The organism is Marinomonas gallaica (assembly GCF_001639745.1).
GTDB classification, from domain to species: domain Bacteria; phylum Pseudomonadota; class Gammaproteobacteria; order Pseudomonadales; family Marinomonadaceae; genus Marinomonas; species Marinomonas gallaica.
This window is the reverse complement of the sequence record NZ_LTAX01000017.1, coordinates 15,272-32,270: the sequence shown is the minus strand read 5'-3', so window position 1 is coordinate 32,270 and position 16,999 is coordinate 15,272. Positions and strand designations below refer to the sequence as shown.

The following is a 16,999-nucleotide window of genomic DNA, read 5'->3' as shown; positions in this document are numbered from 1 at the left end:
TGGATTTACTTAGTTATAAGGGCAATGAAGTGTTGCGAATTTTGCAACCTATTTGCGGGAACTAATAGAAAACCTGTTTGTTATTTTTTGTAAAACTGACCGTTTTTTCAGCGGTTTATGTAATTTTGCGTTAAAGTACTCTTATGCTTTGCCGTAAAGGTAGAGTGAGTAAAGCTCGGAGAGCTTTGCTTGTAGATACCAGACTTGGTAGGGATACCACCCAAAAAGAGGGTTGACTATGAACAGTGTCACTAATGTCAGCACGTCGTACGCGATGGAAATGATGGGTGTGGCGATGGCGAAAACGCAACAAGAGGAGCAAGGGCGTCAGGCTTTGCAACTACTTGATGGTGCTGCGTCGTCTTCCAAGCAAATTCAGTCTAGTGCGCCTGCTACTGGCAACCTTGGTCAAAACATCAACGTCAAAGCTTAGTATTTGATAGATGTTTAAAAAGCCGTTCACGTTTACCGTGAGCGGCTTTTTGCTTTTTAACGGCTTAAAGTTGGGGCCAATACCGTTTTTGCGGGTTGTCCGGGGATTTCTTTAGCCAATTTAGGCATCAAGTAGCCTGGTAATTTCTCTGCGACTTGCCCCATGAGTCGTTGCGCGAATGACACCGATAGATCAAAGTGCGCTCCCCCTTCAATGGGGTCAAAGGTGAACATGTAGTACGGTAAAATTCCGGCTGAAAATAAACGTTCGCTTAGGTCTACCTGCGCTTCAACCGAGTCGTTAACCCCTTTTAACAAGACACCTTGGTTTAATACGGTGACGCCTGCTTGTTTCAGTAAGGCTACTTTTTCCGCTACTGCTTGATCGATTTCATTGGCGTGGTTACTGTGCAGTACCAAGATAATGTCTAGACGGCTGTTATTGATCCACTCCAACAGTTCGTGGTTGATACGGCTAGGGATCACTATGGGTAAGCGGGAATGAATGCGTAGGCGTTTAAGTTGTGGCAAAGCGTTCAGCTTTTCAATGTGCGGGCCTAACTGACTGTCTTTGAGCATCAATGGATCACCGCCACTGAGGATTACTTCGTTTACTTCTGGGTGCTGCGTGAGGTAATCGATCACACTGTCCCATTCTTTTTGTGCCAATTGGTTATCCCCATAAGGGAAATGACGGCGAAAACAGTAGCGGCAGTTGACCGCACAGGTGCCTGTGGTAATCACCAAAATACGGCGCTCGTATTTATGTACGATGGCTTTTTGTGGATTGTGATTGCCTTCTTCTAACGGGTCTTTGCTATAGCCTGCGCTGGGTAGCATCTCAATGTCATCGGCTAAAACTTGTCTGAGCAGCGGGTCATTAACGTTGCCATACTCCATACGCGCAACAAAAGGTCGTGGTACCAACATTTTAAAAGAGGTCATGGCTTGCGTTGCAGGCGGCAGTGTTTGCTCACTTAAACCAAGTAGTGGCATAAGCTCCGCTGGGGATTTGATGGCTTGAGCCAGCTCAGTCGACCAATGAGGGGCCGTAGTATTTTGAATCGGGATCACGTCAAATATCTGCAAAATTAAGTTAAATTGGGTTATTATGGCGGCCAATCTTTGGCCGTTTGGCCAACGGCTCTAGCGAGTCTCGCAACATTATCGAGCGATTGACTCCTTGAACAAAGACTTGTTCGAACAGAGCCTTTATCTAAATCATGACATTGTGAGGATTTATGGCGAGTTATTCTACCAGCGAATTGCGCAGCGGTAACAAAGTAATGGTCGATGGCGACCCTTGTGCAGTATTGGACAACGAACACGTAAAGCCTGGTAAAGGCCAAGCGTTTAACCGTATCAAACTACGTAACCTAAAGTCTGGTCGTGTATGGGAACGTACGTTTAAGTCTGGTGAATCATTAGAAGCTGCAGATGTAATGGATACGGATATGGAATATCTGTACACAGATGGCGAGTTCTACCACTTCATGTTAACGGATGGCTCGTTTGAGCAGCACGGTGCCGATGCAAACGCTGTAGGCGAGACGTCTAAGTGGCTAAAAGAGCAAGAAACGTACGTTGTCACGCTGTACAACGGTGCACCGTTGGCCGTTACGCCACCAAACTTCATTGAACTTGAAGTGACAGAAACTGACCCGGGTTTGAAAGGCGATACCGCAAACGGTGGTTCTAAGCCTGCTATTCTTTCGACCGGCGCGATGGTGCGTGTGCCATTGTTTATCAACATTGGTGAAGTATTACGTGTTGATACTCGTACTGGTGAGTACGTATCACGCGCGACAGGTAAGTAATTAGCTCTGTTAAAAAGCCCTCAAGCTGCGTGTTTGAGGGCTTTTTTTGTAGCTAAAATAGAGCAATCAAGGCGAACTGAGCAGCATGTACAATAAACAGATTTGGCAACCCACAGCGGATTTAACTACGCTGCAGTATCGCGCAAAGGTGTTCCATAAGATTCGAGCCTTTTTTTACGAGCGAGAAGTATTAGAGGTGGACACCCCTTGCTTGTCGTTAGGCAGCATCAGTGACCCGCATATCGAAGTCTTATCTACTCAAATAAAGACACTCGGCAAACACGTTACCTATTACCTACAAACCTCTCCTGAATACGCCATGAAGCGTTTGTTAGCGAGTGGTGCACCGAGTATTTACCAATTAGGTAAAGTGTTTCGTGCTGAAGAGATCGGCCGTCGTCATAGCATTGAGTTCACTATGCTAGAGTGGTACCGCTTGGGGTTCGATCATTGGCAGTTAATGAACGAAATAGACGACTTACTCAGCGTACTGACGAATGATGTGATTATCTCGGAACGTTTAAGTTATCAAGACGCATTTTTACGCCATGTAGGATTGGACCCTTTTTCTGCATCGTTGTTAGATTTACAGCAATGTTGTCACCAACACACAGAATACGGTCTTGAAGAAATGGATCGTGATACGTTATTAGAATTGCTGTTTACGACACTGATAGAGCCTCAAATTGGGCAAAATCAACCCTGTTTTATTCACTCGTATCCTGCCTCACAGGCAGCCTTGGCAAAACAGCAAATTGAATCAAGCGGAGCGCGAACCGCAGCACGTTTTGAGTTGTATTGGCGTGGTATGGAACTGGCCAATGGATACTTCGAGCTGACAGATGCGAAAGAGCAACAGCAGCGCTTACAAGAAGACATGGCGCAAAGAGCCGAACACCATAAAATGTGGCGCCAAGTCGACGAACGTCTAATTCGTGCGTTGGAAAAAGGACTGCCTGATTGTGCTGGTGTCGCCTTAGGTGTTGATCGTCTGCTAATGTTATTGCTTAAAGAAACACACATCGATGCGGTCATACCGTTTGCCGGTGCCCACGCCTAAACGCTAACAGAGAGCTTTGAATGCCACGATTATTTGCTACCTTCAGTGATTGGTTATCTTCGCCTCAAAGGAGCTTAGATCCAAAGCGATTTGCTTGGTTGTATGTGGCGGTGTTTATCATCTGCTTGTTGACGCTGTGGCGGGGGGGCGATGCACTCAAACAGCAGCAAACTCAAGATCTAGCCATCGATACTCAAGAGCAGCTGGATCAGTTAGCCAGCGTGGTGGAAAGTGTCATTGCGAAGTATCAGCATATGCCGACGCTATTAGCGTCGAATGATCGAGTTCGCAAAGCATTACGTGACGGGCTGCCATCTGATATCAACCAGCTTAACCGCGAGTTGGAGCAAATTAACCGCATTACCGAAGCCTCAGATAGCTATATTATTGATACCAACGGCGACACCATTGCGGCCTCTAATTACCGTCTAAGTACATCTTTTGTCGGTGGGAACTTTGCTTTCCGCCCTTATTTTAAAGACGCCATTGGTGGTAAGCCGGGACGATACTATGCACTTGGCACCACCTCAAATCGTCGTGGTTATTATTTTTCCTATCCTGTTTTTGAAGGGGATAGCATCATTGGCGTGGCGGTCGTGAAGGTTGATCTGACCCAATTTGAAAAGCGTTTTAGTAATCAAACGTATGACTTTTTAATGCTAGACCCAGATGGCGTCGTTTTTAGCTCATCACGCTTCCAGTGGCTTTATAAAGTGATGGGTGAGCTGTCCCATGAGGAGTTGATCCGGATTGCCGAATCTCAGCGTTATTTCGATCAAGCCATTGAAACATTGCCGATTGTCAGTCGTCGAGAGTATAGCGAACACGCCAATATTATCGAAATGTTGGATAAAGTTACTGACAATTTAGGCAATCAATTGGTCGAGAGACATCGATATTTGGTCATGAGTCGACCGATACAATTGCTGAATTTTCAAGTGGCCGTGTTGGTTCCTCTGACATCTATTGAAGAGCAGATTGCGCTATGGCGAGCCATTTTTGCCGGTGGTATTACGATTACCGTACTTATTTTTGGGCTCGCACATTTACGCTCTCGAATGCTGAAAGAGCGCTCCGATGCGATTGAAATGGCTCGTCATAATCAAGCGTATATCCGAGAAGTGATTCAACATACACAAGCGGGCCTAGTGACGCTTGATGACCGTTATCGAATCGAAGCGTTGAACCCCGCGGTCGAAACGCTTGCTGCGCGACCTCTTTCTAGCTTAATTGGTCGGCCTTTGTCTGACTTGTTTCAAGTCTCTGAAGTCGATCGCGAGCGTTGGATGGCGGCTTTATCTACCACATCGACAGACAGTGAATTAAGGCTGACGACGGTTGAAGGTAAGTTCGATATAGAGGGCGCGGATCAAGATGTAGTCGTTGAAGCAACATTATGTGAACTGCAATTGCCGAATCGTCGCAGTCATTTGGTGACATTTCATGATATGACTGAGCGCAAGCGCTACGAACAAGAAATTACGGACGCGCGGCGTGCATTGGAAATTCGAGTCAAAGAGCGTACATCGGAACTTGAAGAAGCGAATCAACGCCTACGTCATGAAATAGCAGAGCATAAAACGACCCAACAAGAGCTAATACAAACGGCCAAATTAGCGGTGTTAGGTCAGCTAAGCGCAGGGCTTAATCACGAATTAAATCAGCCGTTAACGGCTATCCGTTCGTTTGCAGACAACGGATTGAAATTTCTTGAGCGCGAAAAGTATGACCAAGCGAAAGGCAATTTACAGCATATTAGCCAGCTGGGCCATCATATGGGGGACATCATTGCCCGGTTTAAAGTGTTTGCCCGCAAAGGCAATGTGGCGCATACCCCAATAGATGTGCAAACCGCGTTGAATGGGGCGATGAAGATCATGCAGCCACGTCTGAAAGAAGCCGATATTCAAGTCGACATGCCAGATAATATTCAGGTCGTCGTTTTAGCTGATATGGTGTTCTTAGAGCAAGTGCTAGTGAACTTATTAGCCAATGCCAGTGATGCCATTTTAGAGGCAAAAACGAGTGACAAACGAATCTTTATCCGAGTTCAACCGTTCTATAGTAAAGTACATATTTATGTACGTGATAGTGGTACGGGGTTGAGTGAGAATGCCATAGAGCATCTATTCGAACCGTTTTACACTTCCAAGGTCTGTGGTACAGGTCTTGGCCTTGGTTTGTCTATCAGCCAGAGGATTATGGACTCGATGAATGGCGACTTGACGGCTCGAAATCACCCTCAAGGTGGTGCTGAGTTTTGTGTTACTCTAAACGCCTACGAGCTAGAATAATAATAAGGATTTTGCCATGTCAGAACTTGATCGCGTCATTGTCATAGATGATGAACAGTCGGTCCGAATGGCCATATCACAAACCCTACAGCTAGAAGGCTTTGACGTGGCGGAATTCGCCAGCGCGCAAGGCGTTACGGAGCAGGTGTCGATAGACTGGCCTGGTGTCATCGTTAGTGATATCAATTTGCCGGGTATGAACGGCCTTGAGTTGTTCGAACACGTCAAAAAGATTGATGCTGAGATTCCATTTATTCTGATTACGGGTCATGGCGACATCAGTATGGCAGTCAATGCTATTCGGGATGGTGCTTACGATTTTATCGAGAAGCCGTTTTCTAACGATGACTTTATTGAAGTGGTGCGCCGTGCTTGCGAGAAGCGTCGTCTGACCTTAGAGAACCGTAACCTTCGTTTAGAGTTGGCTGCACATAATGCGCCCGGCCCACGCATTATTGGCAACACTCCTGGTATTCACCGTTTGCGTCAAGCGTTACTGCATGTGGCCGATACCGGTGCGGACATCCTTGTGCAAGGGGAAACGGGTACCGGTAAAGAAATGGTGGCGCGTTTTATACACGAGCACGGCTCGCGACGCAGTCATCCGTTTGTTGCCATTAACTGCGGCGCTGTACCGGATTCGATCATGGAATCAGAGCTTTTTGGTCATGAGAAAGGCGCGTTTACCGACGCCAAAACTCAGCGGATCGGTAAACTCGAACACTCAAACGGCGGCACATTGTTTTTAGATGAAATCGAAAGCATGCCCATGTCCATGCAGGTTCGTCTACTGCGCGTATTAGAAGAGCGCAAAGTTGAACGACTTGGTTCAAACAAAGGCGTTGATTTAGATTTACGCATTCTAGCCGCCACCAAAGTCGACCTAAAAGAGCTGAGTGAAACGGGTATTTTCCGTGAAGATTTATACTATCGCTTAAACGTTGTACGCGTCGATATTCCACCTCTGCGCGCGCGCAAAGAAGATATTCCACTCTTATGGCAACACTTTTGTTTGGTTGCTACCGCCCAATATAAGCGTGAATCAGAACCTTTGACTGCTGAGCGAATGCACAGCTTGATGAGCTATGATTGGCCGGGAAATGTCCGCGAATTACGCAATCTTGCAGAGCGTTATGTATTGATGGGCGAAGCGGGTTCGTTTGAGTTTGACCAAATCATTACCAATGAAACTAACCCTGGCATTATGACCCTGCCGGAGCAAATGGAACGTTTTGAGAAAACCTTACTAGAACAAGAGCTAATGCGTCAAAAAGGCTCCATTAAGGACACTATGGATGCGTTAGGTCTACCACGTAAAACCCTCTACGATAAAATGCGTAAGTACGACCTCGATAAGGATTTGTATAAGTCGTAATTCAATTTTCTCCTAAGCTATTGAAAACACCGCGATTCATCAGATCTATGATGAGATCGTGGTAGCATCGTATATCAATCATGTATGCGGAGTAATCATGGCTGACGTTTTCTTAAACGGCTTATCGCCAATCGTTTTCATTTTGTTAGTTGTTACGGCAGGACTAACCTCATTATTTACCGCAAGTTTTGGTGTGGGTGGTGGCGTCATGCTGTTGGGTGTCATGGCGCAGATACTTCCGCCGCAATTGATTATCCCATTGCATGGGGTTGTACAGCTGGGCTCGAACGCAGGTCGTTCAGCCATGAGTTGGCGCCATATTGATTGGCCTCTGATCGGAACTTTTTTACCCGGAGCTATCATCGGTGCTTTGATTGGCCAGTTTGTATTGGTGGCGTTAGCGCCTTCCGTGATGTACTTATCGATCGCTGTTTTCATTCTATTTCTATGCTGGGGACCGAAATTACCGAAATTGGTATTAGGTAAGTTTGGAACCGTGTTAGCAGGCGGTATCACGACGTTTTTAACATTGTTTGTCGGCGCCACTGGGCCTCTTGTCGCTGCGTTCATTAAACAAGTTTTTGTTGATCGATTTCGTACAGTGGCGACGTTTGCCACCGCCATGTCATTACAACATGTGTTAAAAATAGCGGTATTCGAACAAGTGGGTTTTCCAATTACACCATGGTTGCCACTGCTTCTGTGCATGGTCATCAGTGGCGCCATAGGCACTTGGATTGGCCTAAAGGTGCTAAGAAAAGTGTCAGATCACCATTTTAATCGTATTTTTAATATCATTCTAACGCTGCTGGCTGGGCGTCTGTTTATCCAAGCGTTTTATCTTATGTAGACCACTGTTCTAATAGAATTTCGATAAAGAGATCTGCCGAAGGGGAAACAGGTGTCGCGGTTCGTTTAATTAAGCCAATAGAGCGGTCAATTTGTTCACCCGCTAAAGGACGAAACGTCAAGGCGCTATTGGTGCCTAATGGCATTGCCAGTCGCGGTACAATGGATAATCCTAATCCGGTTTCTACTAATCCTAATGAGGTTGATAAGTGTTGAACTTCATAAAAGCTGTTGAGGTTGACTTGATCGCGGGCGATGGATTTATCGAGTAGCAAGCGGTTACCACTGGTACGACTCACGCTGATCAATTTGTAATTTTCTAGGTCTTTCCAAGTGACTTCTTCCAGTGCCGTGAGTGGGTGATCCTGTCGCATACAGACGACAAAAGGGTCATCGATAAGCGGCGTAAAACTCACTTCCGAATGCTGCGCAATGGCCATGTTAATGCCAAAATCTGCGTCACCTTGAATGACCGATTCAAGCCCTTGGTTGGCACTTTCATCAAGAATTCTAATGCGGATGCCGGGGTACTTCTCGTTAAAAGGCTTGATAACGGATGGTAAAAAATAGAAGGCGGCGGTCGGAATACAAGCAATCGTGATGGTGCCTTTTTGCTGGCTTGCCATGTCCTTTATGCCCAGCACAGAAAGCTCAAATTCTTCTAACATGCGTCTTGCTTTGGGGAGGAATTCTCGACCTACCGTCGTTAGTTTGGTTTTCCTAGTGGTACGCTCAAATAGCGTTGCGCCCAAGACGTTTTCTAGCTTTTGTATACGTCGACTAAGGGCTGGCTGAGATAAAAATGTGGCTTCAGCTGCTTCATGGAAGTTGCCCGTTTCTGCGACCTTAACAAAGATGATGAGGTCTTTGAATTCAATTTGATGCATAGGTTTACCAGCTCTATTGATGCGTTTCTTGCATTGATTATGCTCTATATTTGCATTTGATGCATCCGTTGGGGCGTGTAATTCTTTAGCCCAAAGAACAACAACGGATACTTACGTAAATGGCGGAACTTACTATACCTTGCATGTTAATGAGAGGAGGTACCTCAAAAGGGCCTTACTTACGTTTGACTGACATGCCAGAAGACCGTGGGCAGTTAGCTGAATTGCTAATGAAAATAATGGGAGCTGGGCATGAATTGCAAATTGATGGTCTTGGGGGCGGGAACAGTCTAACAAGTAAAGTTGCTATGGTTGGTCCTTCAAGAACGCCAGATGCAGACGTTGAATATTTGTTTGCGCAAGTAGGCATTGTAAATAGGTCAGTCGATTTTTCTCCGAACTGTGGAAATATGTTGGCTGGCGTCGCTCCCTTTGCCATTGAGTCAGGTCTTGTGTATGCGACGGAAGGACGAACCACAGTTAGAATTAAGAACTTGAACACTAATAAGGTGATCCACTCAACGGTTCAGACCCCCAACAGACGTGTTGAATACGGTGGCGAGTTTATGATCAGCGGCACCAATACACCGGGCGCACCGATCGAATTAACTTTTTTAGATGTCGCTGGTTCTAAAACAGGCAAGCTATTCCCCACAGGGCAAAAGGTCGATGATATTGATGGCATTCAAGTGACCTGTATTGATGCAGCGACACCGGTAATGATTGTTAACGCTTCGAGCCTTGGTAAAACGGGCCATGAAACACCCAGTGAGTTCGATGCGGATGAAATTTTCATGCAGCGCCTTGAAGAACTACGCCGTAAAGCCGGCTTACTGATGGGCATGGGCGATGTCTCTAATATGGTGATACCAAAACCTATTTTGGTATCACTACCGCAAACTCAAGGGGTGATTTCTGCTCGCTATTTTGTGCCAGATCGCTGTCATAAAGCGCTAGCGGTGACAGGTAGTATTGCCATCGTCAATGCACTTTGCAATGAAGGCACTATTGCACAAACACTGGTTCAGTCTGCTCAAGGTAGAACTGGTTTTAAGTTGGAGCATCCCACAGGTTTTATTGATTTAACCGTCAATTGGCTAAATGGTGAAGTTCAATCTGTTTCGTTAGTGCGGACAGCGAAGCCGATCTTTTCCGGTCTGGTCTACTTAAACTAGGCTAGTTTAATATAAAAATAATAGGTAACTACTATGAAAAAACTAAAGCATATTGCCATGGGAGTTGTGACAGCTCTCTCAATTTCAACCGCTGTTGCAGCAGACAATGTTGTGCCTGACACAGTTGATTTTACCATTCCATTTGGTGTCGGAGGTGGGACAGACGTTTGGGCACGCTTCATGGCCCCAAACCTGTCTAACTTTATTGAAGGCAATCCAACGGTTGTGATCAAAAACCAGCCAGGCGGTGGTTCGATAACAGGGGCGAACTTGTTCTACAAGCGCGCTGAGAGTGATGGTTCCGATATTATTGGTACCTCTGCGTCGACATTGTTCCCATACATGCTGGGTGACAAACGCGTGCGCTTTAATCTAGATGACTGGTCTCCGATTCTAGCCAGTCCAACAGGCGGTGTGATTTACGTTCAGCCTGATTTAGGCATTTCCGACAGCAGTGATGTTAAGAAATTAATGGATCAACAGCTTAAGTTTGCATCGCAAGGTCCAACTCAGCTTGAACTACCAGTTTTGATTGCGTTGGACTTGATGGGCGCAGATATTAAGCCCGTTTTTGGTATGAAGAGCCGTGGCGCGGGTCGTTTAGCCTTTGAACGTGGCGAGGCAACAATCGATTTTCAAACATCTTCAGCTTACAAAAACTCTGTTCAAGGCTTGGTAGATGACGGTAAAGCTATTCCTGTGTTCAGTGTTGGTGTTATGAACAAAGAAGGGAAAATTGTTCGTGATCCTGCGTTCCCTGATATTCCAACATTTGAAGAAGCTTACCAAACAGTTCATGGTAAACAGCCTAGTGGCATGCAATACGATGTGTACCGTAAATTCTTGGCAGCAGGCTTTGCTTTCCAAAAAGTTATCTTCGTCCCTTCTGATGTACCAGGTGAAGTACTGGCAGAATACAACAAAGCGGTACGTGAGATGATTGCTGACCCTAAGTTTCAGGAGGAAGCAGCAGAGCAAGTGGGTCCATATGAAAATGCCGTTGGTGTCGACATTGCGATGTACCTAGGTGATGCCGTAAAGATCTCTCCTGAAATGTATAAATGGATTAAAGACTGGTTGAAATCTGAGTTCAACTACTCGCTGTAATTGGTTGATCTTATAGATTTATTGGAGAGTTTATGTCTGTTTTATTCAGTGCCCTAGATCAGGTGATGTCTGTTATGCATCTGTCATACCTGATGCTTGGTGTCGTCATAGGTCTAATTGTTGGGATCATCCCAGGATTAGGCGGTATTGCAGGGATGTCTTTGCTGTTGCCGTTTATTTACGGTATGGATGCTTCTGTTGGTTTAGGGATGCTGATGGGACTGGTGGCCGTCGTACCCACGGGGGATACATTTACCTCAGTCTTAATGGGGATACCCGGCTCCAGCTCTTCGCAGGCAACAGTCATGGATGGCTTTCCATTAGCAAAAAAAGGACAGGCTGCGCGCGCGCTGTCCGCGGCTTTTTTATCTTCAATGATTGGCGGTGTGGTGGGTGCCGTTATACTGAGTGTGTTTATCTTGGTTGCGCGCCCCGTCGTACTCGCCTTCTCTTCCGCTGAGCTGTTTATGCTCACCTTGCTCGGTCTGAGTGTGGTCGCTTCGCTCTCGGGTGGCAGTGTTTACAAAGGTCTTGCTGCATGTGGCATGGGGTTATTGATTGGTACTATTGGTGGTGCGCCTGCAACAGGTGATTTCCGATTTACCTTCGATGTTGACTATTTATATGATGGTATCCCTCTGATCGTCGTTGGTTTAGGCATCTTTGCGTTACCAGAAATTATTTCGTTATTGATAAAAAATAAGTCCATTGCAACAAAAGGCAATCAGCTTGGACAAGGTTTAGGTCAAGGTCTGAAAGACGTTATGCGCAATTTACCACTGGTTGGACGTTCATCCGTTTTTGGTAGTCTTGTCGGTGCAATCCCGGGACTGGGTGGTTCGGTTGTGGACTGGATGACCTACAGTTTTGCCATGAGTGCCAGTAAAGATAAGAGCCAGTTCGGTAAAGGTGAAATCAAAGGTGTTATTGCGCCAGAGTCTGCGAATAATGCGTGTTCCTGCGGTAGTATGATTCCGACTATTCTGTTTGGTGTTCCTGGCTCAGGGTCTGCAGCGGTCTTTTTGGGTGGTATGTTGTTACTAGGGATTCAGCCTGGCGTATCCATGGTATCGACTCACCTTGACCTGACCTATACCATTATCTGGTCTTTGGCTTTAGCGAATATTTTAGGTGCGGCGTTATGTATTTTCTTAACACGTCCTATTTCGATGCTGACGTACATCAAATTCTCTATTCTAGCGCCCGTTATTTTAACCTTAATTCTGTTTGCCGCTTATCAAGCCACTCGTAGTTTTGGTGATTTCCTAGCGTTAGGCGCCATTGCCTTAATCGGTGTGTTAATGAAGAATGCAGATTGGCCTCGCCCCGCTTTTTTAATTGGCTTTGTATTATCTGCCGGTGCTGAAAACTACTTTTTCCAAAGTATTCAGTTTTATGAATACAGCTGGTTTACACGTCCTGGTGTGTTAATCATTGGGGCATTGATTCTATGTGGTTTATTCCTACCTACTGTATTCCGTAGAATGATGCGTAAACGCCAAACCCCTGAAGAGGCAAAAGCTGCTGCAGACACTGCCATTGTCACTAACTTCAGTTTGGATATATGGATTGCAGGTTTGTTTTTGCTGGTAGCCGTTGTATTTGGTTACCAAGTTTGGGGCGAACAAACGCTAACAAGCGCTTTCCCATTGATTGCGGTGACCTTATTGGGCGGCTCTTCGCTAATGGTCATTATTAACCATCTGCGTCATCGTGGACAAATTGCAACGGCTGAGATTCGACAAGGACTGTTCTATATAGTGGGCTTTTTCATCATGGCTTTCTTGTATTTCGAACTCGGTTTCTTAACCACTACCTTCGTGTTCTCGCTGTCGTTCATCTACTTCTTTGCCCGTGCAGGAGTAGTAAAATCGTTATCAATTGCCTTCGGTTTGTTGGTATTCCTTTTGGTGTTAGGTCGAGTCATGAGTGTCGACTACCCTGAAGGATTGCTAGACGGCTATGTATTGGCAATAGCGAATCTGGTTTAACAAGTATTCGCTGACCCCGCGACTTGTTTGATGCCCGCCTATTTAGGCGGGCATTTTTTTGTCTGTTACATAACCTATAAAAAGCCCCTTTTCTGTTCGCAAAGGGGGATCGAAAATAGTATTTAAGAGATTTTCAAAACCGTAGTCTTTGTCGAAAATGTCGCTACCATCGAGCCTTTTGTCGCTGCGTTCATTAAACAAGTTTTTGTCGATCGATTTCGCACTGTAGCGACGTTTGCCGCCGCTATGTCATTACAATGTGTGTTTAAAAAGTGTCAGATCATCTTTTTAATTGTATTTAATATTATTTAAACGCTGCTTGTTGGGCGTCTATTATGGCAAGGCATGTTGTTTTAGTGGGGGACTAGCAAAAAAAAGCGCCCCGTAGGGCGCTAATAACATGACAATAGTTAATGTCATAAAAGGGTGTTACTGGACAATCTCTGGTCCCATGATTGCATATGGAAGTGCAGTCGATAGAGAAGGAATGTAGGTGACAAGGATCAAGAAGACAAACAATACCGCAACGAAAGGCATGGCTGCTTTTACTACTCGAGCCAAGCTCATCCCGGTGATCCCTGAGGTTACAAAGAGGTTGAGACCTATTGGCGGCGTTATCATCCCGATCTCCATGTTGACCACCATGATGATACCTAGATGAATTGGGTCAACACCCAGCTCCATCGCGATTGGGAACACCACAGGTGCAACAATCACCAATAGACCAGATGGCTCCATAAACTGACCACCAATCAACAATAGAATGTTGACAGCGATTAGGAACGTGAACCAGTTGAAACCAACACCTAGCATCCATTCTGTAATCGCTTGCGGAATACGCTCAGCGGATAAAGTATGTGCGAACAGCAATGCGTTAGCGATGATAAACATCAGCATGATGGTTGTCTTGGTACCATCTAGCATGGTTTTACGAGTCTCTTCGCCAAATAAAGCAGGGAAGAAGCCACGCGCCATCAGTGAGAAATTACGACCCCAAATAGGCATACCCTGAGCAATACAGCTCACTAAGCTTGTTTCAAGCTTAGCACCACGTTTGGACACGTAGAACAGAGCCAGTAAAGCACCTAGAACCAAACCAATAATAGCTCGTACACCAGCGGTCATTGCTTCACTGCCAGACAGCGCGAAGAAAGACATGATTTCCCACACTAGGAAAAATGACACACCGTAAACCGTACCATTGAAACCCACACGTGCTGCGGGTGCATCCGTGTCTTTGGTCCATGTCTCGCCTTTAAGTGGCCCCATGTCACGATAAACGAATAGTGCGATGAAGATCGAGTAAATCGCGGCTACCACAGCGGCTTCTGTTGGTGTAAAAGCACCACCGTAGATACCGCCCATGATGATTACGATTAGAAATAATCCCCACCCCGCGTCTTTACCGCCACGGATTAAATTACCAAAGCCTTTCCACTCTTCCGCTGGTAGATTTTTGATACGTGCAACCACATAGATTGCCAACATCAACATACCACCCGCCATCAAGCCTGGGATCACGCCCGCTAAGAACATACGACCAACAGATACGTCCGTCGCAGCGGCGTAGACCACCATTACGATGGAAGGCGGAATTAGGATACCTAAAGTACCCGCATTGGCGATGATGCCGGAGGCAAACTCTTTTGAGTAACCGACTTGGCGCATACCCGCAATGGCAATAGTACCGATCGCTACCACGGTTGCTGGCGATGAACCAGACAGTGCTGCGAACATCATACATGCCAATACGGAAGCCATTGCCAAACCACCACGGAAGTGACCGACAGAAGCGATGGCAAAGTTAATCAAACGCTTTGCCACACCACCAGTAGACATGAATGACGACGCCAAAATGAAAAACGGAATCGCTAAAAGTGTGTAGTGTTGACCTGCGCCAAATAATGAGATTGCTACCGATGACAAAGAGTCATGGGAAAAAAATGTAATAAACAGAATGGACGTTAAGCCCAAACAAATACCAACTGGTAGCCCGATAAAGAGCAGCGTTAGTACCATACCAAATAAAATTAATGCTTCCACGATACGCTCCTAACCAATTAGTCTTTCAATGCACCTTTGTTCTCTTCAACAAGGTCTTGCGCTTCGTGACCACTGATCAACATATCACGCTTGCCTGTTGCGATGGCTATAAAAGCCTGTAGAGAACGGTACGCTAGTAATGCCAAACTGATTGGCAGAATCACAAGTACTAACCAGCGATGTACACGCGGTTGAATGTCGAACGCTTCGACCATAAAAGCAGGGTAGCGAAGTTCTTCTTGGCCTAGACCAATACGCCACATTTTGTACCAGTACTCAATGGCACCACCACGCACGTCTATGCCTAACATCGCAACCCAAGTTGAATCGAGTAAGATAAGACCATAGAGCATCGCACCTGCGGCACCGATCAGAGACAACACTTTTGCAGTCCCTTTAGGTACTGCATTCAGAAGAATATCGACCCCAAGATGCGAACCCGTTTTGATGCCATAGCTCATGCCCAAAAGGATCAGCCAAGAAAACATAACGGTATTGAATTCCAGCGCCGCCACCCAACCTGTGTTGAAAGCATAGCGCGCAATCACCTGGCCGAATGACACCACCATGATTGAAGAAATGACGAGAACTAATAGATTTTCTTCAAATCGTTCCATGAATTTCGGAAAACGTTTTTCCAGCACCCATAGGGCTAGAATAAATATCAATAAGTATAAATGAGGCCAGTATGCCATGGGGGACTCCTAAACATCGGAAGGCAGCGTAAAAAGGCCTTTCACACCAGAGCTCACGGGTGGGTTAACACGTATGTGAAAGGCACGAAAGGGCTAGTGCCATATGGCGCTAGCTTTGCTGCTCGGTCGTACTACGCTTATGCGCCAGCGGCTGCATCGATTAGATTTTTACCGATATCGCCTTCGAACTGTTTCCAAACAGGTTTCATTGTGTCAACCCATTCAGCACGTTGCTCTGGCGTTAGCGTATTGATCGTTCCGCCTGCTTTTAGGATATTTTCACGGTTAGCGGCTTCTTTTGCTTTAACGGACTCGTTCGCTTCTTGAGTGACTTCGTCAGCAATGGCGATGAATTGAGCACGATCTTCATCGCTTAGGCTCGCTAGAAAATCAGAAGATGTCATAAATAGGTAAGCCAACAACTGATGGTTGGTTTCCGTAATACTGTCTTGTACTTCGTAAAATTTCTTCGTGTAGATGTTTGACCAAGTGTTCTCTTGACCATCTACAACGCCTGTCTGTAAAGCACCGTATACTTCAGAGAACGCCATTGCTTGAGGCGATGCGCCCATGGCAGAGATCATTTGTTTCGCTACATCAGAGGTCTGTACGCGGAACTTAAGGCCTTCAGCATCGCTAGGTACCATTAGAGGCTTGTTCGCTGAGAAGTACTTCATACCTGACATCCAGTAACCTAGACCAACGAAACCGGCATATTCGTCCATCGCAGTTAGAAGTTCTTTACCTTCGTCTGTTTTGGTGAAGCGAATCGCATGATCCATGTCTTTAAAAATGAAAGGTAGATCAAAGACACCGTATTTAGGTGTGTAAGAACCGAATTTAGAAAGAGAAGGTGCTAGAAGTTGTACGTCACCTAGAAGCAGCGCTTCAAGCTCTTTGGAATCACCAAACAGTGTTGAGTTAGGGAAAACTTCGATACACAGTTTACCGTCCATCTCCTTGTTAACACGTTCCGCGAAGTTGTTAGCGGCAACCACTTTAGGGTGCGTTGTACCACCTGTTACGTGACTGAACTTTACAACGCGCTCACCTGAATCACAGTTTGCAGAAGCGGCAGTCGCAGACAGTGCAAGGGCAGCAGTGGTTAGTGCAAGGCTGATTTTTTTCATTTTCATGACTCCAAATTTTGAGTATTTATTATTGTTAGCTTGGGCATTGCCAAACATGCAACGCAATTTGGTTGTTGCTGTTCGTACTTGTTACACATTTTGTGCCAACTATTTAATAAAAATATAAGTGATTGAATTGTAAGG

General features: G+C 45.8%; 14 protein-coding genes. 9 read left to right on the top strand and 5 right to left on the bottom strand.

The window, feature by feature from the left end:
- Positions 1-238: 238 nt before the first annotated feature.
- Entirely contained in the window at positions 239-433 is a 195-nt protein-coding gene (locus AYW76_RS14250; protein ID WP_067032498.1) for a hypothetical protein, read from the top strand.
- A gap of 56 nt (positions 434-489) precedes the next feature.
- Here AYW76_RS14250 and epmB read toward each other — a convergent pair whose 3' ends face one another.
- A complete protein-coding gene (epmB, locus tag AYW76_RS14245) occupies positions 490-1,506 on the bottom strand; it encodes an EF-P beta-lysylation protein EpmB (protein ID WP_067221616.1) in 1,017 nt (338 codons plus the stop codon).
- A gap of 167 nt (positions 1,507-1,673) precedes the next feature.
- On the opposite strand from epmB, the gene efp reads away from it, so the two are divergent.
- The 5 genes from efp to AYW76_RS14220 all read left to right on the top strand — a co-directional run bounded on the left by efp (position 1,674) and on the right by AYW76_RS14220 (position 7,828).
- Positions 1,674-2,249, top strand: coding sequence for an elongation factor P (efp, locus tag AYW76_RS14240; RefSeq protein ID WP_067032494.1), 576 nt, complete (start codon positions 1,674-1,676; stop codon positions 2,247-2,249).
- An 85-nt stretch (positions 2,250-2,334) separates the two neighbouring features.
- Complete coding sequence (epmA, locus tag AYW76_RS14235; RefSeq protein WP_067221500.1) at positions 2,335-3,309, top strand: EF-P lysine aminoacylase EpmA; 975 nt, start codon at positions 2,335-2,337, stop codon at positions 3,307-3,309.
- 20 nt (positions 3,310-3,329) lie between these two features.
- Positions 3,330-5,603 carry an ATP-binding protein gene (locus AYW76_RS14230; protein WP_082866241.1) on the top strand — a complete coding sequence of 758 codons (2,274 nt, stop codon included), beginning with the start codon at positions 3,330-3,332 and terminating at the stop codon, positions 5,601-5,603.
- A 16-nt stretch (positions 5,604-5,619) separates the two neighbouring features.
- On the top strand, positions 5,620-6,978 hold the full coding sequence (locus tag AYW76_RS14225) for a sigma-54-dependent transcriptional regulator (RefSeq protein ID WP_067221497.1): 1,359 nt from the start codon (positions 5,620-5,622) through the stop codon (positions 6,976-6,978).
- A 97-nt stretch (positions 6,979-7,075) separates the two neighbouring features.
- Positions 7,076-7,828, top strand: coding sequence for a sulfite exporter TauE/SafE family protein (locus tag AYW76_RS14220; RefSeq protein ID WP_067221495.1), 753 nt, complete (start codon positions 7,076-7,078; stop codon positions 7,826-7,828).
- On the opposite strand, the gene AYW76_RS14215 is transcribed toward AYW76_RS14220, so the two are convergent.
- Complete coding sequence (locus AYW76_RS14215; RefSeq protein WP_067221493.1) at positions 7,821-8,714, bottom strand: LysR family transcriptional regulator; 894 nt, start codon at positions 8,712-8,714, stop codon at positions 7,821-7,823. The genes AYW76_RS14220 and AYW76_RS14215 overlap by 8 nt on opposite strands.
- A gap of 119 nt (positions 8,715-8,833) precedes the next feature.
- On the opposite strand from AYW76_RS14215, the gene AYW76_RS14210 reads away from it, so the two are divergent.
- From AYW76_RS14210 to AYW76_RS14200, 3 genes are read left to right on the top strand one after another with little or no spacing between them, the layout of a single operon-like run.
- Positions 8,834-9,889 (top strand): 4-oxalomesaconate tautomerase, encoded by a 1,056-nt coding sequence (locus tag AYW76_RS14210; RefSeq protein WP_082866240.1) that lies wholly within the window; start codon positions 8,834-8,836, stop codon positions 9,887-9,889.
- A gap of 33 nt (positions 9,890-9,922) precedes the next feature.
- Positions 9,923-10,996, top strand: a complete 1,074-nt coding sequence (locus tag AYW76_RS14205) for a Bug family tripartite tricarboxylate transporter substrate binding protein (protein WP_067221491.1) — start codon at positions 9,923-9,925, stop codon at positions 10,994-10,996.
- A 32-nt stretch (positions 10,997-11,028) separates the two neighbouring features.
- The gene (locus AYW76_RS14200; protein ID WP_067221488.1) at positions 11,029-12,987 is read left to right on the top strand and encodes a tripartite tricarboxylate transporter permease; all 1,959 of its coding nucleotides are present in this window, start codon (positions 11,029-11,031) and stop codon (positions 12,985-12,987) included.
- Positions 12,988-13,416: 429 nt separating this feature from the next.
- Here the strand turns inward: AYW76_RS14200 and AYW76_RS14195 are convergent, their stop codons facing one another.
- The 3 genes from AYW76_RS14195 to AYW76_RS14185 form a co-directional block, all read right to left on the bottom strand.
- Positions 13,417-15,030 carry a TRAP transporter large permease gene (locus AYW76_RS14195; protein WP_067032484.1) on the bottom strand — a complete coding sequence of 538 codons (1,614 nt, stop codon included), beginning with the start codon at positions 15,028-15,030 and terminating at the stop codon, positions 13,417-13,419.
- A 17-nt stretch (positions 15,031-15,047) separates the two neighbouring features.
- Positions 15,048-15,725: a TRAP transporter small permease gene (locus tag AYW76_RS14190; protein WP_067221485.1), complete on the bottom strand. Its 678-nt coding sequence runs from the start codon at positions 15,723-15,725 to the stop codon at positions 15,048-15,050.
- A gap of 137 nt (positions 15,726-15,862) precedes the next feature.
- Positions 15,863-16,855 carry a TRAP transporter substrate-binding protein gene (locus AYW76_RS14185; protein WP_067032478.1) on the bottom strand — a complete coding sequence of 331 codons (993 nt, stop codon included), beginning with the start codon at positions 16,853-16,855 and terminating at the stop codon, positions 15,863-15,865.
- Positions 16,856-16,999 lie beyond the last annotated feature (144 nt).

Excerpts from the sequence above, each read along its gene's own strand:
- AYW76_RS14185 (WP_067032478.1), bottom strand. The coding sequence starts at position 16,855 with ATGAAAAAAATCAGCCTTGCACTAACCACTGCTGCCCTTGCACTGTCT.
- AYW76_RS14250 (WP_067032498.1), top strand. The coding sequence starts at position 239 with ATGAACAGTGTCACTAATGTCAGCACGTCGTACGCGATGGAAATGATG.
- AYW76_RS14225 (WP_067221497.1), top strand. The coding sequence starts at position 5,620 with ATGTCAGAACTTGATCGCGTCATTGTCATAGATGATGAACAGTCGGTC.
- AYW76_RS14230 (WP_082866241.1), top strand. The coding sequence starts at position 3,330 with ATGCCACGATTATTTGCTACCTTCAGTGATTGGTTATCTTCGCCTCAA.
- AYW76_RS14220 (WP_067221495.1), top strand. The coding sequence starts at position 7,076 with ATGGCTGACGTTTTCTTAAACGGCTTATCGCCAATCGTTTTCATTTTG.
- epmA (WP_067221500.1), top strand. The coding sequence starts at position 2,335 with ATGTACAATAAACAGATTTGGCAACCCACAGCGGATTTAACTACGCTG.
- AYW76_RS14215 (WP_067221493.1), bottom strand. The coding sequence starts at position 8,714 with ATGCATCAAATTGAATTCAAAGACCTCATCATCTTTGTTAAGGTCGCA.
- AYW76_RS14200 (WP_067221488.1), top strand. The coding sequence starts at position 11,029 with ATGTCTGTTTTATTCAGTGCCCTAGATCAGGTGATGTCTGTTATGCAT.
- AYW76_RS14190 (WP_067221485.1), bottom strand. The coding sequence starts at position 15,725 with ATGGCATACTGGCCTCATTTATACTTATTGATATTTATTCTAGCCCTA.
- AYW76_RS14205 (WP_067221491.1), top strand. The coding sequence starts at position 9,923 with ATGAAAAAACTAAAGCATATTGCCATGGGAGTTGTGACAGCTCTCTCA.
- AYW76_RS14210 (WP_082866240.1), top strand. The coding sequence starts at position 8,834 with ATGGCGGAACTTACTATACCTTGCATGTTAATGAGAGGAGGTACCTCA.
- efp (WP_067032494.1), top strand. The coding sequence starts at position 1,674 with ATGGCGAGTTATTCTACCAGCGAATTGCGCAGCGGTAACAAAGTAATG.